Annotated in this window: 20 protein-coding genes and 1 riboswitch; of the genes, 10 read left to right on the top strand and 10 right to left on the bottom strand. The window is 55.2% G+C overall.

The window, feature by feature from the left end; translation table 11 throughout:
* Window positions 1–29: 29 nt before the first annotated feature.
* On the bottom strand, window positions 30–2,186 hold the full coding sequence (locus G462_RS0108810; RefSeq protein ID WP_026958678.1) for a flotillin family protein: 2,157 nt from the start codon (window positions 2,184–2,186) through the stop codon (window positions 30–32).
* A gap of 29 nt (window positions 2,187–2,215) precedes the next feature.
* Window positions 2,216–2,746 carry a hypothetical protein gene (locus G462_RS0108805; RefSeq protein ID WP_051326628.1) on the bottom strand — a complete coding sequence of 177 codons (531 nt, stop codon included), beginning with the start codon at window positions 2,744–2,746 and terminating at the stop codon, window positions 2,216–2,218.
* Between the two features lie 465 nt (window positions 2,747–3,211).
* On the opposite strand from G462_RS0108805, the gene G462_RS23885 reads away from it, so the two are divergent.
* The 4 genes from G462_RS23885 to G462_RS0108785 all read left to right on the top strand — a co-directional run bounded on the left by G462_RS23885 (window position 3,212) and on the right by G462_RS0108785 (window position 7,632).
* Complete coding sequence (locus G462_RS23885) at window positions 3,212–4,135, top strand: alpha/beta fold hydrolase (protein ID WP_084404991.1); 924 nt, start codon at window positions 3,212–3,214, stop codon at window positions 4,133–4,135.
* Window positions 4,136–4,268: 133 nt separating this feature from the next.
* Window positions 4,269–4,898 (top strand): sugar O-acetyltransferase, encoded by a 630-nt coding sequence (locus G462_RS25045; RefSeq protein ID WP_157378588.1) that lies wholly within the window; start codon window positions 4,269–4,271, stop codon window positions 4,896–4,898.
* 57 nt (window positions 4,899–4,955) lie between these two features.
* Window positions 4,956–5,122, top strand: a riboswitch (FMN riboswitch).
* A gap of 160 nt (window positions 5,123–5,282) precedes the next feature.
* Window positions 5,283–5,939: a 3,4-dihydroxy-2-butanone-4-phosphate synthase gene (ribB, locus tag G462_RS0108790; RefSeq protein ID WP_026958675.1), complete on the top strand. Its 657-nt coding sequence runs from the start codon at window positions 5,283–5,285 to the stop codon at window positions 5,937–5,939.
* Between the two features lie 319 nt (window positions 5,940–6,258).
* Complete coding sequence (locus G462_RS0108785) at window positions 6,259–7,632, top strand: glycosyl hydrolase family 8 (protein ID WP_026958674.1); 1,374 nt, start codon at window positions 6,259–6,261, stop codon at window positions 7,630–7,632.
* 102 nt (window positions 7,633–7,734) lie between these two features.
* Here G462_RS0108785 and G462_RS0108780 read toward each other — a convergent pair whose 3' ends face one another.
* On the bottom strand, window positions 7,735–8,601 hold the full coding sequence (locus G462_RS0108780) for a MurR/RpiR family transcriptional regulator (RefSeq protein ID WP_026958673.1): 867 nt from the start codon (window positions 8,599–8,601) through the stop codon (window positions 7,735–7,737).
* 164 nt (window positions 8,602–8,765) lie between these two features.
* Here G462_RS0108780 and dcuC point away from each other — a divergent pair, with 164 nt between their 5' ends.
* The 3 genes from dcuC (at window position 8,766) to G462_RS24755 (ending at window position 11,609) form a co-directional block, all read left to right on the top strand.
* Window positions 8,766–10,148: a C4-dicarboxylate transporter DcuC gene (gene dcuC / locus G462_RS0108775; RefSeq protein WP_035477340.1), complete on the top strand. Its 1,383-nt coding sequence runs from the start codon at window positions 8,766–8,768 to the stop codon at window positions 10,146–10,148.
* Between the two features lie 154 nt (window positions 10,149–10,302).
* Window positions 10,303–11,337 carry a lyase family protein gene (locus G462_RS22205; protein ID WP_211234199.1) on the top strand — a complete coding sequence of 345 codons (1,035 nt, stop codon included), beginning with the start codon at window positions 10,303–10,305 and terminating at the stop codon, window positions 11,335–11,337.
* Window positions 11,304–11,609 (top strand): lyase family protein, encoded by a 306-nt coding sequence (locus G462_RS24755; protein ID WP_211234198.1) that lies wholly within the window; start codon window positions 11,304–11,306, stop codon window positions 11,607–11,609. The genes G462_RS22205 and G462_RS24755 overlap by 34 nt, the downstream gene beginning before the upstream one ends.
* Window positions 11,610–11,662: 53 nt before the next feature.
* Here the strand turns inward: G462_RS24755 and G462_RS0108765 are convergent, their stop codons facing one another.
* From G462_RS0108765 to cysS, 4 genes are all read right to left on the bottom strand, one after another.
* Window positions 11,663–14,017, bottom strand: coding sequence for a starch-binding protein (locus G462_RS0108765; RefSeq protein ID WP_026958671.1), 2,355 nt, complete (start codon window positions 14,015–14,017; stop codon window positions 11,663–11,665).
* Between the two features lie 345 nt (window positions 14,018–14,362).
* On the bottom strand, window positions 14,363–15,724 hold the full coding sequence (locus G462_RS0108760) for a GTPase/DUF3482 domain-containing protein (protein ID WP_026958670.1): 1,362 nt from the start codon (window positions 15,722–15,724) through the stop codon (window positions 14,363–14,365).
* Window positions 15,717–17,048, bottom strand: a complete 1,332-nt coding sequence (locus tag G462_RS0108755; RefSeq protein ID WP_026958669.1) for a DUF2868 domain-containing protein — start codon at window positions 17,046–17,048, stop codon at window positions 15,717–15,719. The genes G462_RS0108760 and G462_RS0108755 overlap by 8 nt, the downstream gene beginning before the upstream one ends.
* Window positions 17,049–17,243: 195 nt before the next feature.
* A complete protein-coding gene (gene cysS, locus G462_RS0108750; protein WP_026958668.1) occupies window positions 17,244–18,626 on the bottom strand; it encodes a cysteine--tRNA ligase in 1,383 nt (460 codons plus the stop codon).
* Window positions 18,627–18,767: 141 nt separating this feature from the next.
* On the opposite strand from cysS, the gene G462_RS0108745 reads away from it, so the two are divergent.
* The 3 genes from G462_RS0108745 to G462_RS0108735 all read left to right on the top strand — a co-directional run bounded on the left by G462_RS0108745 (window position 18,768) and on the right by G462_RS0108735 (window position 20,804).
* A complete protein-coding gene (locus G462_RS0108745) occupies window positions 18,768–19,265 on the top strand; it encodes a peptidylprolyl isomerase (RefSeq protein WP_026958667.1) in 498 nt (165 codons plus the stop codon).
* Between the two features lie 3 nt (window positions 19,266–19,268).
* Window positions 19,269–20,012, top strand: coding sequence for a UDP-2,3-diacylglucosamine diphosphatase (gene lpxH, locus G462_RS0108740; protein ID WP_026958666.1), 744 nt, complete (start codon window positions 19,269–19,271; stop codon window positions 20,010–20,012).
* A 195-nt stretch (window positions 20,013–20,207) separates the two neighbouring features.
* On the top strand, window positions 20,208–20,804 hold the full coding sequence (locus G462_RS0108735; RefSeq protein ID WP_026958665.1) for a Yip1 family protein: 597 nt from the start codon (window positions 20,208–20,210) through the stop codon (window positions 20,802–20,804).
* A 93-nt stretch (window positions 20,805–20,897) separates the two neighbouring features.
* On the opposite strand, the gene G462_RS0108730 is transcribed toward G462_RS0108735, so the two are convergent.
* From G462_RS0108730 to G462_RS0108720, 3 genes are read right to left on the bottom strand one after another with little or no spacing between them, the layout of a single operon-like run.
* Window positions 20,898–21,800 carry an EamA family transporter gene (locus G462_RS0108730; RefSeq protein WP_026958664.1) on the bottom strand — a complete coding sequence of 301 codons (903 nt, stop codon included), beginning with the start codon at window positions 21,798–21,800 and terminating at the stop codon, window positions 20,898–20,900.
* A gap of 46 nt (window positions 21,801–21,846) precedes the next feature.
* Complete coding sequence (phnR, locus tag G462_RS0108725) at window positions 21,847–22,554, bottom strand: phosphonate utilization transcriptional regulator PhnR (RefSeq protein WP_026958663.1); 708 nt, start codon at window positions 22,552–22,554, stop codon at window positions 21,847–21,849.
* A gap of 14 nt (window positions 22,555–22,568) precedes the next feature.
* Window positions 22,569–24,293 (bottom strand): putative 2-aminoethylphosphonate ABC transporter permease subunit, encoded by a 1,725-nt coding sequence (locus G462_RS0108720; protein WP_084404989.1) that lies wholly within the window; start codon window positions 24,291–24,293, stop codon window positions 22,569–22,571.
* Between the last annotated feature and the right edge of the window lies 1 nt (window position 24,294).

Raw genomic sequence — 24,294 nt, 5'->3', positions numbered from 1 at the left:
AGATAGAACAAGTGGTGCAAGCCGGTAACTTAAGACGGTTCTTTCTCTGGGCTAACGGCGGATTTTAGCGACTCCAGCAACTCACTAACGTTGCCTTTGTTGGTCAGCAAGTTGGCCAGCGCCAGGTTGCTCAGGTCGCCACTGCTCACTTCGGTTTTCTCAAGGATGTCTTTGATGTCCTGCGGTAGGCTACGGTCGCCATTGATGTACTCAGATACCAGTGGGCCCATTACCTCAGACTCTTTGAAGCGGCTGTCCATGTTGGCTGCATCGATAACGGTGCGGCGGATCTGCTCCATACCTTCGCCACCAAACAGCTTGATATCGGCCGATGCCAATGCCTGAGCCAGCGCCTTGGCGTTCTCGCCAGCCACTTCTTGCTGGGCTGCGATACGAGCCAGTTCCAGATCTTTTTGTTGGTTAAGCTGCATAACCCACTTGTCGTGCTCGCGGGTTTGGTCGTCGTACTGACGGGCGGCTTCAAAGCGCGCGGTTTGCGCTTCGGCCTCTGCCAGGCCTTTGGCACGCATCGCTTCGGCTTCCGCTTCACCGGCTGCTTGGGTGTTGTGGGCTTCGGCATCACCAGTTTGCTTGATAGCCAGCGCACGTTCTTTCTCAACCGCTACTTCTGCAAGGCCAGTCTCTTTCAAGGCTACCGCGCGCTCTTTGTCGACTTCAGCCTCTGCCAGACCGGTTGAGTAGATGAACTCTTTCTCGGCCAGTGCCAGACGCTCTTTGGCGGCCGCTTCTTTATCGCGAGCGATGTACTCGGCTTCAGCCGCTTTCGAGGTCACCTGGAAGTCCGCTTCAGCTTGGCGGGTCTTCACGGTCAGCTCGTTGTCGGCGGTGCGAGTACGTACTTTAAGCTCGGCTTCGTTCTCGATAAGGGTGCGCTCAGCGCGCTCAACCGCGGCGTCTTTCTCCGCTTTGGCGATAACCAATAGTTCAAGTTGCTGGGCTTCGGCCTCGGCTTCGGCTTGTACCAGACGCACCTTTTTATCGCGGTTCACTTGTTCGGTGGCGCGCAGGTTGTGAGTCTCTTCTTCTTCGCGGGCAATCTTACGCTCGATTTCCACACGTTGAGAGCGCACTTCCGATACTGACTTGAGCGACTCTTCGGTGAGGCTCTCTTTTTCCATGGTGCGCTGCACCACTTCGGTTTCGGTGCGCACGCGCTCGGTTTCGATGGCGCGGTTAAGGTCTTCTTTTTGGATCTCGACCTGACGCTGGTTGGCGATGCGGGTCATCTCCACTTCCATGTCCACGCTTTCTTTCTTCTTACCGAGCTCTTCCTCGGTTTCCAGCGCCGACATCTTAGCGACGCGGTCATACTCTTGGCGCTTCTCTTCGGTCAGCGCTTCTTCCTGGGCGCGGATGATCTCAATCTCACGCTGGGTGCGGGCAATGCTCTCTTGCTCTTGCTTATCCAGCTGCAAGCGGTTGGCTTCGGCTTCTACGTTCTTTTTCTTCACCGAGGTTTGCTCATCCTGGCGGATCGCATTAGTTTCGATGTTCTTCTCGGCGGTAATTTTCGAGATCTTGCGGATACCCTCTACGTCCAAAATATTATCTGGGTCGTGGGCATCCAGCGCGGTTTGGTCAACCTTGTCGATAACCACATCGTAGATCTTGAAGCCGTCCATCTCTGAACCGATTACCTGTACCACCGCATCACGGAAGGCGCGACGGTTAGTCAGCAGCTCTTCAAACGAGAACTGTTTTACGGCAGTCTTCAGTGCTTCTGAGAACTTTGGCTGGAAGTGCTCTTTAAGGCGCTCAATGTTCGATGCCCCTTTGGCGGTGATCAGCTTGGCCACGCGCACAATGTCATCTTCTTCGTGGTTCACACCAATGTAGAAATCCACCTGCAGGTCGGCACGGATGTTGTCTTTACAGTGCAGGCCTTCGTACTCTTCGCCTTCTTGATCTTTGCGGCCACTACGTACTACCGAAATCTTCTTACGGGTAATGTCCATGTACTCGGCGCGGTTGATAACCGGCCACACAAAGGAGCCGGTGAGTGAAGCGCGGGTGCGCTCAACGCCGTTGATGATCAGTGCTTCACCTTCATGGCGCACTTTTTTGTAGCGGGAGGTTAAAAACAGCAGTACCACTAACAGCAGACCTAACGCGACAAATGCAAAAAACACGATAGGGGTAAAATAGAACATTCCTACTTTGATCATTCTTTTAATCCTTGGATCAAGTTGACGATTTAGATTTTCGAAACCAGATAACGGTTCTTAGCTGCATCCTTTGCCAGAATCACCACCTCATCGCCATAGGCGATGGGAAGGCTTCCTTGCTGGAAGACATCGAGTTGGACCTCATTGCCATCCTTTACAATGACGACTTCACCGAACTCGTCACTCACTTCATTACTGCGCACTTGGCCGCGCATCCCCTCAAACTCCATGGCCGCAAAGCTGTTGTTATGGTCAAACAGCGGTGCCAGTGGTTTGACAAGCCACGAGGTAGCAAGCAGTGAAAGATATAAAACAATCGGTAGTAGCCCCACCGTCAGCCCATGCCGAAGCAGGCCACCGAGCAGTGACAGCAGCTCAGTCTCGATGTAAAACATCGCCACCATGGCGAGGAAGAACGCAATACACAAGGCCACCGGCAACGGGACCTTGCTCAGAATCGGCGGAAGATAAAAATTGGTCACCCAGCTTGCCTCAACTTGGCCAGCGTCGGTATCACCCAAGCCACCATCGGAGAGATCAAACAGCAGATCCAGCAGCATTACGACAGCGAGAATTGCAAACGGTAGGGAAAACAGAACAACAGGATAAGACGTCAGGTGATGCCAGAACTCGCCCATGGCTTAATTCAACTACTTTTCGATTATTTAAAGAGTCAAAACTCTACCCCTTAGTGGCAAAACCATCAAGTAATAAAGCCTTATGAGCCAGCACCTTATGAAAGATATTTGTCACATTCATGACATCTAAAACTAAGCGCTGTTTTTACCTTCAATTTGGATGAAAAACAGCCCTTTTCTCGCAGACAAGCAGTAATAAATGAGGTTCGAGTAGCCAATTGAGCAATGCCTGCGCGTTTACTATGGCCAGCGGCAGAAGATGCGCGATGCATAAGCCCCTTATGTCGGCGTTTTTCTAAACTACACTTGAACAAAAATTGATTTCTCTTCGGTCTATAGCGGCATAGTGAATGTGGCCAACCGATCTCAGACGAAGTGACCTACTCCATGACTCTTGCACACACCCTTAAGTACGCCTTTCTTGTTACGTTAATGATAATGTTGCTAGGGCTTAGCGCCTGCCAGCCCCTCCCCGACTCGCTGCAGCAACAACGCGAGTTTGTCACCAGCCATTTGATGGATAATCCGGCCTACCAGCATCATCACTTGCACCATGGCGAGTTTGACCTGCATTACGTAACCAGAGGCATACCCAATCTCGGGGTGGTGGTATGGGTGCATGGCACCCCCGGCAGTTGGACCGATGCGGCCTACCTGATTGCCGATGAGGCGCTCACCGCCGACTTTCTGTTTGTTAGCCTCGATCGCCCCGGCTGGGGCAACTCCCAGTATCAAGACCAGCCGCGCCCGGTCCCCAGCATGTTTGAGCAAGTCGAGCTGATTAGCCCACTGCTGACCCAGCTAAAGCGTGAACATCCCGAGCTGCCGCTGATTCTGGTCGGCCACTCTTGGGGCGCCTCGCTTGCGCCAATGCTCTATGAAGCGCTTCCCGATGATATTGATGCAATGATGCTATTGGCCGGGGTGCACAGCCAAAGCCTGGGTGCGCCACGCTGGTACAATCGCTTGGCCAGCTGGCAGCTGAGCCGCTGGGTGATGAGCTACAGCAATATTGGTCGCGAGCTTAGCCACTCCAACCTCGAGATGTATGCCCTGCAGCCCGGGCTGGCGGATAGCCCAGCGCGACTTGCACAAATCGATGTGCCTACCATCGTGATCCAAGGCGACACCGACAGCTTGGTGGACCCGCGCCAAGGGGAGTATGTCTATCAGTACTTGCCTGAGGATAAGCGCCACTTCCTCTACCTACACAACCAAGGGCATCTACTGCAGATGGAGCGAGCCCCGCTTCTTATCCGCTGTATCGAGGCCCTGCAGCGCCAACAGTTCTCGCTGTGTGAAGAGCAGTAAGCGTTAGCTGAAACATGCAGCAAGGGGCAGAGAATAACCCCGCCTCTTTCACATTCCCTATGCAGCTAACTGGCTGACGCATAGCGACTTTGCTAGCGTGGAGACCTATTTACCCCAATAAGGCAACAGCAGTATGACCCCAGCCGAATTAGCCGCCCAAGCCGCACTGAAGAAGATGGTGTGCAGCGGCGAGATGTATAACGATTACAGCGAGGCCTGCCACCTGGCGCGGGTGGCAGCAGCGAAAAAGGTCAATGCCTACCACAGCGCGACCAGCGAGCAAGAGAAGCAACAGGTGATGAATGAGCTGTTTGCCAAGGTAGGCAAAAACGTGGCGATCTCCTCGGGCTTTCGCTGCGAGTTTGGCTTTAATATCAGCCTCGGCGATAACGTGTTTATCAACTGGGACTGCATCATGCTCGATTGCAACGAGATCAGCATTGGCAGCAACGTGCTGTTCGGCCCGCGGGTCGGCCTGTTTGGTGCAAACCACGCCATCGACGCCGCCGAGCGCAATATGGGCGGCTGCTATGCCCTGCCGATCCGCATTGGCGACAACGTGTGGGTAGGCGGCAATGTGTCGATTAACCCCGGAGTGAGCATCGGCGATAACACCATCATCGGCGCTGGCAGTGTGGTCACCAAGGATATTCCCGCCAACGTAATTGCTGCTGGTGTGCCCTGTAAGGTGATCCGCCCCATTACCGAGGCCGACAAAACCGGTTACTTCGCCGACACCAAGCCACTTGGCACCTGGGAATAGTCTGCTGATGCTTCTGTTGCCCCGCAAAAAGCGTTAATATAGCCAAGCTTTTCAAAGCATTATTCTCAGGGCGGGGTGAAATTCCCCACCGGCGGTAAATTAGGCGCTGCACCCGCAGCCGTTTATTAAGCCCGCGAGCGCCTGAATCGCATAGCGATTCAGGGTCAGCAGATCTGGTTAGACTCCAGAGCCGACGGTCATAGTCCGGATGGGAGAGAGTGAACCAGCGAGCCCTCTCGCTGTTATCTATCGATTGATACCGCACCGATTGATGCGGCTTTGTCGTATGGGTTTAACCCTGTCAAAGCATCGCTGAGCGCGTGCGTGTTGTTGATCGCTCTTACTTATGCCCTGATTCTGGTAACGATTATGTTGGAGTACACCATGAATCAGACTTCTCTATTAGCCGAATTCGGCCAACCACTAGAACGTGTAGAGCTGGCGCTAGCCGCCTTAAAACAAGGCCAAGGCGTGCTATTGCTCGACGATGAAGACCGGGAAAACGAAGGCGATATTATCTACGCTGCCGAGACCTTAACCGACCAGCAAATGGCACTAATGATCCGCGAGTGCAGCGGCATCGTGTGCCTGTGCCTGACCGAGCAGCAAGCCAGCCAACTGGCACTGCCGCCGATGGTGATCGAGAACACCAGCGCCAACCAAACCGCCTTTACCGTGTCCATCGAAGCCAAGCATGGCGTGACCACCGGCGTATCTGCCGCTGATCGGGTTACCACCATCAAGACTGCGATTGCTAAAAATGCCCAGCCCAGCGACCTGGCCCGCCCCGGCCACGTATTCCCGCTGCGCGCCCGCTCCGGCGGCGTGTTAAGCCGTCGCGGCCATACCGAAGGCACCGTCGATCTGGTGCAAATGGCCGGCTTGTCCCCTGCAGGCGTGCTTTGCGAGCTGACCAATGAAGACGGCACGATGGCGAAAACGCCCGAGATCGTCGCCTTTGCCAAGCAGCACAAGATGCCAGTGCTGACCATCGAAGATATCGTTGCCTACCGCCAGCACCATCAATTGAAACTGGCCTAAACCTATCGTTAGCGCGGGGTCGCTAACACAAACTTGGGCCTGTTTTACTTACCACAGTGCTGCAGGCTCAAGTGGCTTTTACTGACACCGAAAGGCGTTTTCTGCCACGCCTGTGCGATCACAGATTCAGCGCCCCGTTGAAAACCTCCGCATACAGTTTCCTGAGAACTTTCCAATCACTTAGAATTTACGTTTTTTCGTAAGTTAAAACTCGCTTTTGTTAATTAGCAAAACACTAACCAACTGTCTTTGCTTAGCTTGCTGCTGAAGTTTTCAGCCGCATAAAGATTAAAAACATAATTTGAGCAAAGGAATGACAATGAATAATCTCACCAATCAGGGCATACCCAGTCCACTCAAGGTTGGCGCAGCACTGCTGCTAGGCCTAAGCCTGACAGTCAATGCCGCCCCTACCCGGCAGAGCGCTCAGCAATCGGGCTACTGGGGCGGCATGCTGATGCCGAGCGCCCAAGCCATCAGCAACAGCGAGCTGCAAAGCATCTATTCGCGATTTGTCGACAACTACATCGTCGATGCCGGTACCAATATGGCCCGGGTAAAATGGGGCTCCGGTGGCGCGCTGCGCGATGAGAACGGTCAGGTATCGAAAGACGCCTACGCCACTGCGTCCGAAGGCATGGGCTATGGCATGCTGATTACCGCCTATGGCAACGATAAAACCCGCTTTGATAAGCTGTTCCGCTTCTATCAACAGGTGATGGCGCAAAACAACAGTGCGCTGATGCCGTGGCTGGTGTGGAGCAACGGCTACCCGGTTACCAACGACATCTGCTATGGCATCGTCGGTCAAAGCCAAGTGTGCTTTGGCGCGGGCGGCGGAGGCCCGGCCACCGATGGCGACATCGATATCGCAATGGCGCTGTTTGTGGCAGCCGACAAGTGGCCCAACTCCAGCCTGGACTACCGCTCAGAGGCCATCCATATCGTCAACGAGCTGCACGACAACTGGCTATCTTGGTGCCCCAACAATGGGGGTACTTGGGTGGTTAAGCCCTATCAAAGCAGCAGCTTTAACCCCTGCAGCGATGAGTTTGACCCATCCTATTCGATCCCGGCATTCTTCCGTTACTTTGCCGAAGCCGCCGCCCAGAGCAGCGAGATCCGCAATGAAAACCAGCGCTGGGATTCGGCCGCTCGCGACCTCTACCAAGATATTCTGGATAAGCAAAAAGCCGGCCCCAATAGCGACAAGACCTTTGTGCCGGACTGGATGAAACTCGATGACACAGCGGTAACCGGCCGCTCCACCAACTATGGCTCCGATGCATCGCGCATCCCTTGGCGAGTGACCATGGATTATGCCTGGTATGGCAGTGAGCCGGCCCGCGACTGGACCCGCCGCCTGATCAACGATCTGGTGAACAACTCGAACAATGGCGAGCTAAGCGGCATCCTCGCCGATATCGACCGCGCCAGCGGGAACAGCAGCGGTTACAACGGGCGCAGCTTCTCCGGCGGCTTTACTGTGGCCAGCATGTTGTACAACTGGTACCCCGACAATGTTGAAAACTACACCAGCCACTGGGTCGATGAGACCCTCAACGGCAGCTTGCCATGGAACATTGGCGCCAATGGCTATGAGAACGCCAACAACGACTACTATGGCATGGCGCTGTCGGCACTCTATGCGCTAACGCTCACCGGCAACACCTACAAACCTGCGTTGCCATAGCCACTGCTAAAGCAAGGTAATCTCAACGACTTCTGGGTAGTCGCGAAGAGCGCATAGCAGAAGTCGTTGTATTCCACAGACAAGCAGGTATATCGCCATCGACTAAGAGTGAAAGGTATCGAAGTCAGTCAGGATCTGCTCCAGGGACTCAAAGCGCCCCGGCACGCCGATCCGCTGTGTAAGTGCATTCACTAAGGCCTCCACCAAGGCAAAACCGGTGATACGGCTTTGGAACACTCCACTGCTGGTGCTCTTGACCACCATCTGCACATCGCTAAACGGCAGATAAGGATTGACGCTGTTGTTGGTGAGTACAATCACCTTGCCGCCGCGTTGGTGGAACCACTCCACCAAGCGCACCGCCAAATCGGAGTATCGATAGTAAGAGATCACAAACAGCACATCGCCTTCTCGCATGTCCAATAAGTGATGGGGTAGCAAAGACACATCTGGGGTTAGGTGATAGGTGTTCTTGCGGATATAGCGCGACAGCATCATAAAGTAGGTCACCAAGCCATTGGATGAGGCCGGGCCGAAGGCGTATAAGGTGCGCTGCTTATCGGCCATCAACTCGATGGCTTGGGCAAAGGCTTGTTCATCGAACACCTCAGAGAACAGCCGAAAGCTCTCCGCCAGCTCTTTGATAAAGCCCCGCCCACTGATTGCATCAACGCTCGGCTCCGACAAGCGCGAGGCAATCCGCGCCGGCGTGACTAGCTGGGTTTCTTGTATTTGCACTACCACCGCCTGTTTAAAGCGGCTGTAACCCTGAAAACCAATGTTTTGCAAAAAGCGCCCCACCGAGGTTTTGCTCGACTCACTGCGCTTAGCCAGCTCTTCAATCCCCAAGTAAGGGATCTGCTCAAAATGGCTCACCACAAAATCGGCCACCCGCTGCTCAGCGTTGGGCAGTGGCGCGGCATTTTCAACGAGTTTAGCGAGTGTCTCGGGGGTTAGGGCTTGGCTCATGATGCAAAGTACCGATGTTGGTGGTGCCTGAGTGTGACGGAATGACAATTAGTCTATGTGCGTTGATTAAGTCTAGCGAAATATGATCTAAACCAAACTGTTCGCCGGGAAAAGCACTTTCCCATTCAAAATAACACCAAAGCAGCATTTTATGCCGCCGCAATTTGTTTTCGGAGCCATATACGCTCTCTTTTATTGCAATTCCGATAGTTATCGCTACTGGCTACTTCATTGTGAAGAAGTATAACACCCAAGCTGCACTGTTCACTGCGGGTATCCTGATGCTAGCGCTGGGTGCGCTTAGCGGCAACAGCGACTTCATCCCCGGCAACGCCTCTTCCAGTGGCGCAGTAGTGTTTGACTTTTTTGTGGTGATTAGTGCCCTCTCCTCTTCGACTCTGGCTAACCTCGGCCTAATCATTATGTCGGTGGGCGGTTTCTCCAAATACATGAACCATATCGGCGCAGCCAATGCTATGGTGAATGTGGTGACCAAGCCACTGTCGGTATTCAAAAACCCCTATGTGGTACTAGCACTGACTTACATCATCGGTCAGCTGATCAACATCTTTATCCCAAGTGCTGTTGGCCTGGCGTTGCTGCTGTTGGTTGCGTTGTACCCGGTACTGGTGCGCATTGGTTGTACCCCTGCGGCAACCGCTGCGGTACTGGCGACCACCGCCTGCTTGGACTTGGGCCCAGGCTCGGGTAACTCTAACCGCGCTGCCGAGGTTATCGGTATCGATGCGGCCAACTACTTCCTCGCCAACCAGATGGTCGTTGCGCCGGTGGTGATGATTGTTATCGCGGTACTGCACTACTTCTGTCAGCGCTACTTCGACAAGCGCGATGCCGCCAACGGTGTTGAAGCACAGACCCTGAGCATCGATGAACAAGCGCAAAACGATGCGCCGAAGTGGTTCGCTATTTTACCGGTACTGCCATTGGCGCTGCTACTGGTGTTCAGTGAGTTCCTGATTAGCTCAGTCAAGGTCGACGTAATCTCTGCGATGTTCTTTAGCCTGGCAGTAGCCATGCTGGCCAATCTTGTTCATAGCAAAGACCTCAAAGGCGTGGCCGACTCACTCAAGGTATTCCTGTCAGGCATGGGCACCACCTTCTCGAGCGTCGTGGCACTGATTATTGCGGCCAACGTGTTTGTAGAAGGCCTAAAAGCAATGGGCTTTATCGACCTGCTACTGGGCACTGGCGCCAACCTAGGCCTAGGCTACATCGGTATGCTGGTGGTGATGGTGACCATTATCGGCCTGACTGCGCTGCTGTCCGGCTCGGGTAACGCGGCCTTCTTCAGCTTCTCACCGCTGGCTCCTGAAGTGGCCACTAGCGTGGGAGTAACCACGGCCTCACTGGCACTGCCAATGCAGCTGGCAGCAGGTATCTTCCGCTCAGCCTCACCAGTGGCAGGCGTGGTGATTGCCTGTGCTGGCGCGGCCAACGTATCTCCAGTTGCGGTAGTTCAGCGTACCCTGATTCCGATGATTGGCGGTATTGTGGCGCTGATTGCGATGAGTGCCCTGTTCCTGTAGGTAAAGTGTTCTTATAAGTAAAGTGTTCTTATAAGCGCAATTTTCTTGTCGTCACAGCTGACTGGGCATAATGCCTTGCTACACGCGTAATCGTTAAGGGCTGCTTTGCAGCCCTTTTTGCTGGCTTTGCAACTCTTTCACTAAAGGAAACGAGATGAATTCAGAGAATGTTTCAGTGTTTGACTCGACACTGTACTCGCCGCTGTTCACCCAAGCACAGATGAAAACGATCTGGTCTGAGCAACACCTGCTGGCATGCTGGCTCCGCTTTGAAAGCGAGATCGCCGCCGTGCAGGCCGAGCTGGGGATTATCCCACCGCAAGCGGCCAACGCTATCGCAGCAGCAGCTAAGCCCGAGGCCATCGACTGGCAACGTCTGGCCGAGGACACCCGACGGGTTGGGCTGGCAATTAAACCGATGGTGGATCAGATCAGCGAGGCGGCCGATCCCTTGGTCAAGCGCTACCTGCATTGGGGCTGCACCACCCAAGACCTGCTCGATACTGGGCAAGCGATGCGCCTGAAAGACGCACTGACACTGCTGCGCAAACAGATGCTTGGCCTGATTGAGCGCTTGGCCGAGCTCAGCGATCAGCACCGCGACAGCGTGATGGTAGCGCGCACCAACTCGCAAGATGCCCTTCCCACCACCTGGGGCCTGCAGCTTGCCTCATACCTGAGTGAGATGTGCCGCAACTTACAGCGCCTTGATCAACTGACTCCGCGAGCCATCACCGGAATGTACGGCGGCGCAGTGGGTAATCTCTCTTCTATCGGCGAGCAAGGGCTGGCGCTGCGCAACCGCTTGATGGATAAGCTGGGGCTAAGTCAGCCGGTGGGGCTGTGGAATGCCAGTATGGATAACGTGGTCGAGGCGATTCAGAGCTTTGCCATTGTTCATGGCACCCTGTGCCGGATCGCCAACGATATCGAGCTGATGGGCCGCGCCGCACTTGCCGAGGCCCAAGAGGGCGAAGGCGGCGGTGGTTCTAGTACCATGCCCCACAAGTCCAATCCACGCGCCAGCAAGATGTGCGGGCCGCCTCGATGCGCATGCTCAACTGGTCGCTGGTGCCCGAGTCTTGTCTGGCACTGTCCACCGCGTTGGAGCGCGCCCAAGGTCTGCTCGACAACTTGGTGGTCAATCGCCACAACATGCGTCGCAACTTCGCCGCATCACGCAACCTGATCATGTCAGAAGCGGTGATGATGGCGGTGGCAGACAAACTCGGGCGCAATCAAGGCTATGCGCTGGTTAAAGGGATTATCGATACGGCAGCCAGCAGCAATATGCAGCTCGAAGAGATGCTACTCGCCAGCCCCGAGCTCACCGCCCTATTCAGCGCCGAGGAGATCTCTGCGCTGTGTGAGCCCGCTAACTATCTGAGCTGCAACGATGCACTGATCGACGAGAGCCTGCAGCTCGCCAACCAGCTTCTAGAGTCTGTTTCGCAGGCATAAAAAGGCCCGGCCTAAGCCGGGCAAAGATGGATGGAAGAGACAGATGGAATAGATTACTGGCGGGTTACGCCAATCGCTTTGCTTGCACTGTCAAAGGTGATGCGATAGGTCGCAAAATCATCGACTTGGTAGTCAGCCGCTGGATAAGAATCACTCCAGCTGCCATCATCGATCTTAAAGCGGGCTGGGCTCTCTTCGCCGTTGAAGCTTTGCACGGTGAAGTACACGCCCGAAGCCGCATCGTACTCCAACAGGGTAGTGCCCCAACCATTAGGGGTGCCGCGGAAGTACCAACTCTCATCACCACCGCTGCCGCCATTACCACCATTGCCGCCACCGCTGATACAGTTGGTCAGTGCTACCCAGCTGCCCAGCTTGTTACACAGCGCAGCGCCAGTGGTACTTAGATCAGCGCTTTGGTTAGCGCCAGCATCGGAGAAGATCACGTTCAGGCTAGCCAACGGCGTGCCGAAGTCGTAGCAGTAGTGACCATCCTCTGCTGTCATCGCCGCGCCAGGCCATTGAGCGTTTGCAACCGCGGTTTCTGCTTCCACCGCCCAGTAGTAGATGGTTGGGCTGTTGAAGTTGGCTTGGTTGTCGTAGCACACCTTGCTATCGCCAGTGGTGCCGCCACCGCCGCCATTACCGCCGTCGCCACCATCGCCGTTAACCTCGAAGCCACAATCTTGCAGGGTCTTCCAGCTACCGCCTTGATAACAGCCAGCGCCCGGGGCTGTTAGGTCATCGGTCTGACCGTTGCCGTTGTTGCTGAAGATAACGTTGATGCTAGTTAGCTCGACACCAAGGTCGTGGCAGTAGAAGCCGCCGTTTTGGGTCATAGCTACACCCGGCCAAGTAGCATTGGCCAGTGCACCGCTTGGCTGCGCAGCCCAGTAGTAAAGGGTTTGCAGCCCGGCACTACCATCAACACAGATTGAGTTTGCGGATACTGGAGAATCTGGCTCACCGCCGCCTCCGCCGCCGCCACAATCATTGCCACAGCCGGCACCCACTTTAGCGCCTACGTGGATCGCCGCTGCGCTATCACCGGCAACGCTGAAGTTGGCATAGCCGCCGCTCACGGTAATCGTGGCAGGGCCGCTTGCACCTTCGCCTAGTACACAGGCACCGGTCGACTCGTTAAAGTCAGCTTCGATGATGTTGCAGTACTCGCCATCGGGCATACCGGTGTTGAGGCTTTGGTTCAAATCGCCGCCCCAACGCTTGTTGATCACCACATAGCCTAAGCCGCCGCGACCAAAGGCAATCTGGTCGTTGCCATTTTGCCACCAATCCGACACATGCCAGGCATCGGCAGTATGGTTACGGAACGCCACCATGTTGCCAATCCCGCGCCAGCGGTGTTCACACACCCAGCTGCCGCCATCAAAGCCACAGGCATTGCCGGTGTGGATACCCGAGCTTGGCGGCCCCATGTCGAAGTCACCGTTAAAGTAATAGCCCGACATCACCTTCGGATAGCCGTAGGGATAGGCCAGCATGAATACGTTGGCCAGGAAGTAGCCATTGCCCTGCACCCCATGCCAGATAGGGCCATTGGGGTTGTGGCGCTCTTCGTCGTGGTTGGTAACAAACGGTACCGCGCTGGAGCTGGCCAGCTCCATTGAGGTGCCGATGTCTTTGAGCTGGGCAATATTGCTTTCACGGAAGGCCGGACCAAGCCAACGCGCATAACCAAACTCGGTCACATCACCGATGTAGGTGTATTCAGTTGGGCGAACCGGCTCGCCACCGGCGCCAATCACCTCTTGGAAGATGTAAGGATTACCGTTGAGCTTGCCCTTGATGGCGGCGATATCGCCTGCAGGAATGTGCTTAGCGGCATCAATCCGGAAGCCCGCCACGCCCATGCTGATGGCATCGTTCATGTAATCAGCAATCTTTTGGCGCACGTAATCCGACTCGGTTTTCAAATCGTTCAGGCCAGAGAGGTCGCAGTTTTGGATCTGCCAACGGTCGCCGTAGTTGATGTCGCTGGTACAGTTGTGGAAGTCATTTGAGCCATAAGGCACTTCAGGGAAGGTGCGATCCCAGGCCGCCATATGGTTGATCACCGCGTCAACATAGATATCGACGCCCGCTGCCTTACAGCGCTGCACCATGTTTTGGAACTGACCGCGGTTACCACTGCGGCTGTCAAAGGAGTAGCCGACTGGCTGATAGCGAGTCCACCACTGGCCACCGTCGATATGTTTGTTAGGGGGAGAAACCTGAACTGCAGCAAAGCCTTTTGGCCCAAGGTAGGTTTCACACTCGGTTGCCACGTCTTCCCAGCTCCACTCGAACAAGTGAACAAAGGCGGTACGCGGCACTGCACTGACACTGGAGGCATAGCCCAGCGCCAAGCCGGCCAGCAAGCTGGCGGCGGTTTTAGTTACTGTTGTCATTGTACTTTCCCGTATTTTTTATGTGTCTCTTCGGACTTACGGGCTGTGACCTGAGCTATAGCTTGCGTCTATGCGCGGGCTCCTGGTTTGGGGTCGCTCTGTATTAGCCAAACAGAGCAGATCACACCGATTACGGTCGCGGTTATTATGATTAAGCATCCCTGATAATCGGCAGGTACAATCCAGATTGGCAAACAATCAATCCTTTGATCTACAGCCACGGCCATCATCCAATGAGGGGGAAGCAAACAACAAGCAATGTATTGTCAACCTGCTCAATAGATCACATTGTTAACACACTATGCTTGAGCGGTATCACAAACGGCCGTGCTTTGTAGCACGGAGTTAGCGATAAACAAGAAGAGTTTTTAGTATTTGCAGTGTTTTCTGCTGATTTCCCGGCACTTTTCGCCCTTGTAGCCAAAGACTTATCTGTAGCTTCTCCTTTTGCCCCAAGGCCTCCAGGCGTGCTCGGGTCTGCTGTTGCGCCTGCGCAAGCTGCTCCAAGTTGGGCACATCCCGGCGGGCATGGTTGCGCCCCAGCAGGCTGTCAATGAGATACAGCTGACGAGCCAGCAACACCCAACTGAATGCCAGATTCTTTACCGGGCCAATGGTCAGCTGCTGCTGTTTGTTGTTGTTCGACACCTTGGCCAGCTTGTCGCCCCACAGCCAAACACTGCCAGCCGAGGCCACCGAGCCCACCACAGCGCCAAGCATAAAGGTGCCCGCACTAAGCCCCAAATCTACCATGGCACCAGCCGCACCGCCGGAGCCCGCCGCCAGCCAGGTAAGCTGCTTGCGTGGCAGCCCCCACAGTTGCCACTGCTTGGGGTCGAACAGCTCGCTGCTATCGAGCAACATCTGCTCGTCGGGTTGCTGGTAGTGATAGTGGGACAGACTGGCTTGCAGCCGCTCACGCAGCGCGCGTTCGTGCTGCAGCAAGGCATGCTGATAGTCGGTGAACAACTTTTGCTTGGCTGCCTCATCCTGCTGGCCCACCGGACTGCTCAAGCGGAAGTTCAGCAGCTCCTCTAGACCAGATTGCAACTGATTGAGGGCCGCTGACACCTTGTCTTCGCGTTGCTGCTGTAGCGCATCAATCGCATGGGCCAATGGCTGTTGCCAGCTCTGTTTTAGGGTGGCGAAGTTACGTAGCAGGGCCAGTTGCTGCTCGAAACTGGCCTGTAAGGGGTCAAAGTCCACCACCAAGCTGAAGTATTGGTCGAGCGCACTGCGCCATTGCTCGGCATAGCGATTGCCGTTGATCGGGTTGATAATGGCCAGCCGCGGTCGCCCGGTCCAGCGCAGGATTTCCATCTCCGCTTCATAGTGGCTGCGATAGGGCTTGGCGCCGTCTACCACGTAGATGAGCGCAGCGTCCTCATCCATCACCGGCGCCAGCAAGGCCCGCTCGTCAGGGAAGTCATCGCCGCTTTGGGCCAGCCAGCTAGTTATCGCCTCAGCGCGGCGAGCTGCGTCATCGGCTTGTTCGCGCAAGATGGCCAGCAGTGCTTCTGCCCGCTGAAAGCCGGGGGTATCGACCAACTCGTAGCAGAGGCTGCCAGAGGCTTGCATCGCGTAGTGAGTGGCTTTTACCGTGGTGCCAGAGAGCGCCGATATACCAATTTGATCGTTCTGCGCCAGCGTTGCCACCAGGCTGGACTTACCCTTATTGGGGTGACCGACCACTACAAACTTAGGCATGCTTCCCCTCCAGCAAGTAAAGCGCGTTTAGCTTCGCTTGGCACTCAGCAAACAGCAGCCAGCTCTGAATATCGGCATCGCTGAGCGCCCCATCCAGCGGCAGTAATACCAAGCTAAGCTGTTCAACCACGGGGCTGGCCAGGCTATCCGCCAGTGCGCCCAAGGGCGGCTCCCAGCCGGGGACCAGCAACATAGTCTCATTGCCACGGGCTTGACTGAGCGGCCGCCGCTCGCCGTCATTCGGGCTGAGTGCTCCTAGCTCGTGCGGCTCCAGCCCCCAGTAAAGCAGCGGGCTTGGCAGCTCAGTCAGCACCTGGATAGCGTCGCCTGACGTATTTGAGTCAAGCGCGACATGGGCATCTTCCACTGCACTGCTGGTATCAACTTGTTGGGCACGCCAGTGCGCCAGTAAGGACGCTATCTGCGGATCGGCGGCAGGTAGGCCATCTAACAACTTGGCGCAGCGCCAGTTGCCCACGGCAAACAATACCGCTCGCGGTAGCAGGCAGTAAAACAGCACAAAGGCCAACACAAATGGCCACCAGCGGCCATACAGGCTGGCGTTCACCAGTTGGTTAGCGCCGCTCATACGGAAAAACTGGGTATCCGCCACCAGTTGCGGGTCGACACCGGCAGCTGGCCACCAAGCACTCCATGGTGCAGACAAGCTTACCAGTAGCGCACTTAGCCCCTGCGCGCCCACCTCAATGGTGGTGGCCCAGACAAAAGCCAGATCTTGTACCAGCACCATCACCAGCAAACACAACGCAGCACCGATGGCAAAACACAGGCCAGTCCAATGGGAGAGATAGAACAGCGCCCAGCGCCTAACTTGCGAGGGCAAGCCCTCCACCGGCAGCTTGCGTAGCATTAGCTTCACCCAAGCGATGCCCTGCCCGCGTAAGCTCAATAAGGAGAGCGCCATCATCAGCCACTGCAGCGGTCCAAACACCAGTAGCAAGTAAAGAAGGTTGATGGGCTGTTGGCCCGAGTAGGAAAGCAAACCAAACATGGTGGTAATGCCAAGCAGAGCGCCCAGCAGGCTAAACCAATGCAAAGAGACACGGTTTAGTAACGGAGCGCCGCTTAACAAAGAACTATTCGCTTGAGCGCGCCAGCTGCGTAATACCTGCCAATCGCTAAGCCCTTGGCGCTGCGCGGCAGAAAGAGGATGGTCTGGAAAGCGATTATGCTGTTTCTGAGAACCATTGCGCTGCTGCTCAAAACCCTTGTCCTGTTGCTGAGAGCCTTTGCGCTGTTGCTCATAGCTGGCCAACGCGCGCTTACACTGAACAAACTCGATGATGCCTTGGATAACCCGCAAACCTTCCCCTTACTAGACCACCACAACAATAATGAGCCCGAAGCCCGAAGCCCGAAACCCGAAGCCCGAAGCCCGAAGCCCGAAGCCCGAAGCCCGAAGCCCGAAGCCCGAAGCTAAGAGCTTAAAACATCTAGATAAACAAAAGCCACAACCGAGGTTGTGGCTTTTTCAATTACTCACATTAGCAGCGAGTGCCTAGGCTTTGCGCCAAGTGGTCCCCTGCGGGCCATCTTCCAGCACCACATTAAGGGCGTTCAAGGCATCACGCGCTGCATCGGCCGCTGCCCAGTCTTTAGCTGCGCGAGCTTCGTTACGGGCTTTAATCAGCGCTTCAATCTCAGCCGCTTCATCGCCGCCTTGGTCGCCTTGCAAGAAGCTGGCAGGCTCTTGCTGACAGATGCCCAGTACTGCAGTTAGCTCCAGTAGTAGTTGGGCATACTCGCCAGCCTTAGCGGCATGTTCGCTCTTCAGGCGGTTGATCTCTTTGGCCAGTTCGAAGAATACCGGGAAGGCTTCTGGGGTGTTGAAGTCATCGTCCATCGCCTGTTTGAATTGCTCGCGGTAAGGCGCGGCGAGCTCATCGGATACCGGCTGAGGCGCTACATCGCGTAAGGACGTGTACAGGCGCTCCAAGGATGCCCGGCTTTGCTTGAGATTGTGTTCTGAGTAGTTCAGCTGGCTACGGTAGTGGCCCGACAGCAGGAAGTAGCGCACGGTTTCCGCGTCGTATACTTCCAATACATCGCGGATGGTGAAGAAGTTGTTCAAGGACTTGGACATCTTCTCTTTGTTCACCTGCACCATACCGGAGTGCATCCAGTAGTTAACGTAGTTGGTGTCGTGGGCACAGCAGCTCTGCGCCACTTCGTTCTCGTGGTGCGGGAAGGCCAGATCCGAGCCACCGCCGTGGATGTCGAACACATCGCCCAAGTGCTTCATGTTCATCGCTGAACACTCGATGTGCCAACCCGGGCGACCTTTGCCCCATGGGCTGTCCCAGTCTGGCTCACCAGGCTTGGCCTGCTTCCACAGTACAAAGTCCAGCGGGTCGCGCTTGTCTTGCTCGACTTCGACTCGGGCACCGGCTTGCAGCATCTCGAGGTTTTGCTGGCTCAGCTTGCCGTACTCGTCGTACTTGCTTACTTCAAACAGCACGTCGCCGTTGTCAGCTTGGTAGGCGTAGCCCTTGTCCACCAGCTTTTGGATGATCGCGATGATTTCATCCATATGGGTGGTCACGGTAGGCTCGATGTCGGGGCGAATCATATTCAGCGCATCGAAATCTTCGTGCATCGCCTTGGTGAAGCGCTCGGTAAGTGCATCGCAGCTCTCGTTATTTTCGGCAGCGCGCTTGATGATCTTGTCGTCTACATCGGTGATGTTGCGCACATAGGTCAGGTCGTAGCCAGACCAACGCAGGTAGCGAGCTACGGTGTCAAAAGAGACAAAGGTGCGAGCATGGCCGATGTGACAGTAATCGTAGATGGTGACACCACAGACATACATTCCCACCTTTCCTTCAACTAAAGGTTTAAACACTTCTTTCTTACGGGTGAGAGTGTTGTAGATTTGCAACATCGACAAGCTTCCTGATTACTGATTAGTACTGATATAAAGGCCCGTATTCTAGCACCGTGTCTCGGAATAAACAGCTGATTTCCTCGGTGGATGCGTTTAGAATCGGGGCTCAACGACAAACAGACTGTTTAAGGAAACACGATGGTTACTCTACACACCAACATGGGCGACATCACCCTAAGCCTGGATGCTGAAAAAGCACCAGAAACCGCGGCTAACTTTTTGACCTACGCGCGCGATGGTTTCTACAACGGCACCATCTTCCACCGCGTAATCGATGGCTTTATGGTTCAGGGCGGCGGCATGGCCTCTGGTATGGAAGAGAAAGAGACCCGCGCTCCGATCAAAAACGAAGCCAACAATGGCCTGTCTAACGAGACTGGCACCATCGCTATGGCGCGTACCATGGACCCGCATTCAGCGTCTGCCCAGTTCTTCATCAACGTGAACAACAACACCTTCCTGGATTTCAAAGCAGAAACCACCGAAGGCTGGGGCTACTGTGTATTCGGTAAAGTGACCGAAGGCATGGACGTAGTGAACAAGATCAAAGGCGTCGCCACCGGTAACTTTGGTTACGTTCACCAAGACGTACCACTGGAAGAGATTGTGATCGAATCAGTGACCGTTGCCGACTAAGCCGTGCACAGTTACTTTATTTCCGATCTCCATCTGAGTGAGGAACGCCCCGACATCGTCGGGGCATTTCTGGAATTTCTCAGCAAGGACGCCCCCGGCGCAGACGCCCTCTATATCCTCGGCGATCTGTTCGAATACTGGATTGGCGATGATGACACCTCCGCCCTCACCCGCGATGTGGCCGACAAGCTCAAAGCGCTGAGCGAGCAAGGTGTAGATTGCTACTACATCCACGGCAACCGCGACTTTATGTTGGGCAAGCGCTACGCCAAGGCCTGTGGCATGGTGCTGCTCGAAGAAGAGCACCTGCTGAATCTTTACGGCAAAAAGGTGCTGATCCTGCACGGTGACACCCTCTGTACCGACGATGTGCAATACCAAGAGTACCGCCGCAAAACCCAAAGCCCCTGGCTACGCCGGCTGTTTTTACTTATGCCGCTGTTTGTGCGTGAGAAGATTGCCGAGCGCATTCGCAGTAATAGCAAACGCTCCAAGAAGGGAAAAACCTTCGAAATCATGGATGTGAATGCCGACGAGGTGGAACAGCGCTTCTTCCGTATGAAGCTCGACTACATGATCCACGGCCACACCCATCGCCCGGCGTTCCACCCACGCGACAACGGTAAGCATGGCCAGCGCATCGTACTGGGCGACTGGTACAGCCAAAGCAGCGTGCTCAAAGTGACCCCTGAGACTATTGTGTTAACAGCCAACGGCGAGCAACTGGAGCTTGATCAAGCTCAATAAACTGTGTTGTGGCAGCGCCGCCGATTAGGCCCTGCCATTCACTTAATCGTTTGTTTATTAAGCGATTAACTGCCTCAAACAACAACCACGTGCCATAAAAAGTTCCGCTCTACAGGCTTGACTCCCCCGCATTCCTCGTTCATTACTAGATAAACGATGTTACACAGTTGTTAACTTTTGATTGAGGGATCAGCAATGCTTTTTAGTCATGTTTGGGGACTCGCTTCACACACAAAAGAAGAATGGAAGGACATCGATCAGCACCACGAGGGCATCGGTGCCAGTCTGTTACACCTATTGTTGGTGGCACTAATTCCTGCCATCTGCAGCTACTTTTCTACCGTTCACATCGGCTGGCATGTCGGTGACAACCGCTTTTACTTAACCGCAGGTAGCGCGCTGTATATGTCGGTTGCGATGTACGGAGCATTAACCATCGGCGTAATGAGCCTGGCCTATGCGGCGCTGTGGATGGCCAAAACCTTTAATGCCGATACCACCTACCAGCAAACTCTGGAGCTGTCAGCCTATGTAGCCACACCGCTGTTTATGGTGGGCTTTGCCACTTTGTATCCAGAACCATGGTTTGTGATGCTGGCCGGTCTGGTGGGCGTGGCTTATGCGGTCTACCTGCTCTACACCGGGGTGCCGATCATTATGCACATCCCTGAAGAGCGCGGCTTTATTTATGCCAGCAGCTTGGTCACCGTGGGCTTGGTGATGCTTGTGTGTATCATGATTTCCACCGTGATCTTGTGGTCAACGGGTACCGGACCAGTCTTTACCAATTAACGCTTTTCTCGCAACACATCCTAGTAATGTAAGTGCAATTCGCGCCAATCCCAGATTGGCGCTTTTTTGTGCCTATTGGCAGAGCAAACCTCGTTAACTTAGCGCCAGCACCAAACCACCGATGATCAGTAGCACGCCAACGCCGCGGGTGTGATACCAACGTTCGTTCAATATCCACACGCCTAGCACCAATCCAAACACGATACTGATCTGGCGCAGCGCCACCACATAGCTGACGTTCTCAACCATGGTCATGGCGTACAGCACGATGCCATAAGTGGCGGCCATCATCCATCCGGTCAATGCTGCGGCTCGGCGACAGCGCCAAGCAGCGACAAAGCCGTTATCAGTACGCAAGCATGCCAGCATTATCGCCAGCGGCAGAGCCATCGCCCCAAACTGGATGCCCACGTAGAACAGGGCATGCTGCCAATCAGCAAAGTGGCTGTCAGGCAGCCCACCGAGCACATCCAGCGCCTGCTTATCTGCCACTGAGTAGCCGACCGTGCCCAGCGCAGCAACAATCGCCCAAAGCATGCCACCGTTCAGGTAGGCGGAGAGCCTGATCTGGCTAAAACGCTGCAGCGGTACCAGTACGCAGCCCGCGGTAATCAGCCCAAAGCCCAACCACGCTGCGCTGCTTAGATGCTGCCCCAGCAATACGGTAACCATGCCCACCAGCAGCACCGGCATGGCGCGCGCCACTGGATAGACTAAACCAATGTCAGCCTGCTTGTAGGCCATGCCCAAACCGGCAATATAGATAGCCTGCGACAGGCCACTTACGCCAATTAAGGCCCAAAAGGTCATCGGCACGGCAGTGATATCCAGCACCAATAGATACCACGCGATAAAGGGGCTCAATAAGGCAAAGCCGGCGAGAGCGGCTAACAGGGCGTAAGCGATCACCCCACCTTGATTGGATTTGCCCAGCAGGTTCCATCCGGCATGCAATAACGCGGAGAACACCACTAAGGCAGCGGCAAAAAAAGACATAGCGGTACCACATGGGCCCGGCTGGGCCCATCAGAGAAAGAAAACCTTAAACGCTTAACTCAGCAATGGAGTCGATGGAGATGGCATCGTGACGCCAGTATTCGATATCGCAATCGATCAGCTCGCCGGTTTGGCTGTAGTTAATACGCTCCACTACCATTGCCGGCGTGCCAGCGGTGGCCCGCAGCACCTGTGCGATCTCGCCCTGCAAGGAGCTGGTGGTAATGCGATAGCGGATGCGCTGGTATTCCACGCCATAGTGCTCGCGATAGATATCGGTCAGCGAGTTTTGTGAGCAATCGCGCTCCAGCAGATCGGGGAATAGCTCAGCGCGGATAAAGTTGGTCACATACAGCACCGGCCGCTCTTCGAGGTAACGCACCCGGTCAATCCGGTAGATATCGGAAAACGGCGGCAGCTCGAGCTTCTTGGCTGCATGCTTGCTCGCCAATACCTGCTTGGCGGCTAGCAGCTCGGTGCGCGGCTGGCGCTGCTGCGCCAAGGCCATATTAGTGAAGTTGAGCGTTTGGGTTGGGTCGTAGGACATCGGCTCGGGTGAGACAAACCAACCGCGACGGTCTTCCCGATAAACCCGCCCTTCGGCTTCGAGCATCGACAAGGCCTCACGCAAGGTGACTCGGGTGGTATCGAAGGCCTCCGCCAACTTACGTTCGGCGGGCAGCTTTTGGCGAGCGGTGAGCATGCCGTCTTCAATCTGCTCAACAATGGCATCTTTGATTTTTAGATATTGCAACGTGCTTTCCTGTATTAACGCTTACGCCAGCCTTGGGTTTTGCCTTCCAGCAACTTCGCTATCAGCATGTGCAGCAGTTTCGCCGCAGCCGCCGAGAGCATAATCATTACCGCCATCGCGGCGGCAGCACCGGTTTGACCGGCATCGTCCATGTTCAACACCGACACTGAAGCAGGAATAGTATCGGTTGCATACAAAAACACAACTGCTGAGGTGGTTGTCAGTGCATTGACAAACATGTAGGTGGCTATGTCCAGAATCGCCGGCAGGCACACCGGTACCGTCACCTTAAAAAACAGCTTGTACTGGGGCAGTTTCACCGAGGCGGCAGTAGCCTCAATCTCCGCAGGCAACTGTTTTAGCGCGGCCAGCGCGGTCATATGTCCAACGGTGTAGTAGTGCACCACCGTATTGACCACCAAGAACGCCATGGTGCCATACATCACATTGAGCGGATTGGCCGGGTCGTTAAAGAAGAAGATATAGCCCAAGCCTAGCACCATCCCCGGCACCGCCATTGGCACCACCGAGAACATCTGCAGCGCCTGACGCATTGGCGCGTAAGAGCGGCCTTTTTCAATCGCGTAGGCACCGATAAAGATAATGATGGTGCCAAACAGCGCGGTCCAGCCACCAAGGCGTAGCGAGTTAAAGTACGGCGACCAGCCGTAGGTGCTCATCTCTGCGAAGTTGTAGTTGTTCAGGGTCAGTGCCTTGTTCCACGGCCAGAAGGTGACCAAGGAGCCATACACCGCCATGCCCAGCACTACTAATACCGCTAGCGAAATCACGCCACAGTACAGCAGGCACAGGCCATCGCGCAATTTGTTGGGCTCTGGTTGATAGGCCACCGAACGGGTATCGAACAGGCTCTTTTGTTTTTTCTGCACCCAGCGGTCGGCCACAAAGGCCAGCAAGGCAGGCACCAACAGCAAGATACTGGTCACCGCGCCCATGGAGAAGTTTTGCTGCCCCACCACCTGCTTGAAGATATCGGTGGCCAGCACGTTGTAGCTGCCACCAATCACCTTGGGCACACCAAAGTCACAGACCACTAGCGTGAACACCACGATCAGCGTGCTGATCAGGCCGTATTTGGCCGCTGGCAGCGTGACAATCATAAAGGTTTTAAAGGGCGAAGTTTTCAGCGCCTTGGCCGCCTCGTACAGGCGTGCATCCGAGGTGCGCAGCGAGGTGTTCAGGATCATCAGAGCATGGGGAAAGGTCCAGAACACCAAGCCCATGGCGATGCCCACCAAGCCGTAGACCGAGTTGCCACCAAGTAGCTCACGGGCCACCCCTTGGTTGCCGAACAAGAAAATCAGGCTAATCGCCGGTAGCAGCGAGGGCGCCAGAATCGGCGCAGTGCCCAGTACCTGAAACAGGCCTTTTAGTGGCATGCACGAGCGGGTTAGCGCATAGGCGTAGGTAAACGCTAAGGTGGTGACAATCGTAGTCACCAGCAGCCCCAGCGTCAGGGTGTTGGTCAGCGACTGCCACAGCGCCGGAGAGGCGAAGTAGTTGGCAAAGTTTTCAAGACCCACAAACTCGCCACTACGGTTCTGCAAGCTTTTACTGAACATCGCCCACAGCGGCAGCGCCACAAACATCGCCATAAAGCCGCACAGCAACACCAGCAAGCCGCCGAGCAACAGGTTGTCACGACTCAAGCGTTCACGTCGGCGCAGTAGCTGTTCGAGCCAAGAGCCGCCGGTATTGGACAGGGTTAAGGTGGTCATT

Origin of the sequence: Aliagarivorans taiwanensis DSM 22990, assembly GCF_000429505.1 — a bacterium.
Lineage (GTDB): Bacteria > Pseudomonadota > Gammaproteobacteria > Enterobacterales > Celerinatantimonadaceae > Aliagarivorans > Aliagarivorans taiwanensis.
This window is presented reverse-complemented; position numbering and strand designations above follow the sequence as displayed.

What these genes read in the sequence shown, in the direction of transcription:
- G462_RS0108810 (WP_026958678.1), bottom strand. Translation starts at nt 2,186, where the DNA reads ATGATCAAAGTAGGAATGTTCTATTTTACCCCTATCGTGTTTTTTGCA.
- G462_RS0108805 (WP_051326628.1), bottom strand. Translation starts at nt 2,746, where the DNA reads ATGCTGCTGGATCTGCTGTTTGATCTCTCCGATGGTGGCTTGGGTGAT.
- G462_RS23885 (WP_084404991.1), top strand. Translation starts at nt 3,212, where the DNA reads ATGACTCTTGCACACACCCTTAAGTACGCCTTTCTTGTTACGTTAATG.
- G462_RS25045 (WP_157378588.1), top strand. Translation starts at nt 4,269, where the DNA reads ATGACCCCAGCCGAATTAGCCGCCCAAGCCGCACTGAAGAAGATGGTG.
- ribB (WP_026958675.1), top strand. Translation starts at nt 5,283, where the DNA reads ATGAATCAGACTTCTCTATTAGCCGAATTCGGCCAACCACTAGAACGT.
- G462_RS0108785 (WP_026958674.1), top strand. Translation starts at nt 6,259, where the DNA reads ATGAATAATCTCACCAATCAGGGCATACCCAGTCCACTCAAGGTTGGC.
- G462_RS0108780 (WP_026958673.1), bottom strand. Translation starts at nt 8,601, where the DNA reads ATGAGCCAAGCCCTAACCCCCGAGACACTCGCTAAACTCGTTGAAAAT.
- G462_RS22205 (WP_211234199.1), top strand. Translation starts at nt 10,303, where the DNA reads ATGAATTCAGAGAATGTTTCAGTGTTTGACTCGACACTGTACTCGCCG.
- G462_RS24755 (WP_211234198.1), top strand. Translation starts at nt 11,304, where the DNA reads ATGCGTCGCAACTTCGCCGCATCACGCAACCTGATCATGTCAGAAGCG.
- G462_RS0108765 (WP_026958671.1), bottom strand. Translation starts at nt 14,017, where the DNA reads ATGACAACAGTAACTAAAACCGCCGCCAGCTTGCTGGCCGGCTTGGCG.
- G462_RS0108760 (WP_026958670.1), bottom strand. Translation starts at nt 15,724, where the DNA reads ATGCCTAAGTTTGTAGTGGTCGGTCACCCCAATAAGGGTAAGTCCAGC.
- cysS (WP_026958668.1), bottom strand. Translation starts at nt 18,626, where the DNA reads ATGTTGCAAATCTACAACACTCTCACCCGTAAGAAAGAAGTGTTTAAA.
- G462_RS0108745 (WP_026958667.1), top strand. Translation starts at nt 18,768, where the DNA reads ATGGTTACTCTACACACCAACATGGGCGACATCACCCTAAGCCTGGAT.
- G462_RS0108735 (WP_026958665.1), top strand. Translation starts at nt 20,208, where the DNA reads ATGCTTTTTAGTCATGTTTGGGGACTCGCTTCACACACAAAAGAAGAA.
- G462_RS0108730 (WP_026958664.1), bottom strand. Translation starts at nt 21,800, where the DNA reads ATGTCTTTTTTTGCCGCTGCCTTAGTGGTGTTCTCCGCGTTATTGCAT.
- G462_RS0108720 (WP_084404989.1), bottom strand. Translation starts at nt 24,293, where the DNA reads ATGACCACCTTAACCCTGTCCAATACCGGCGGCTCTTGGCTCGAACAG.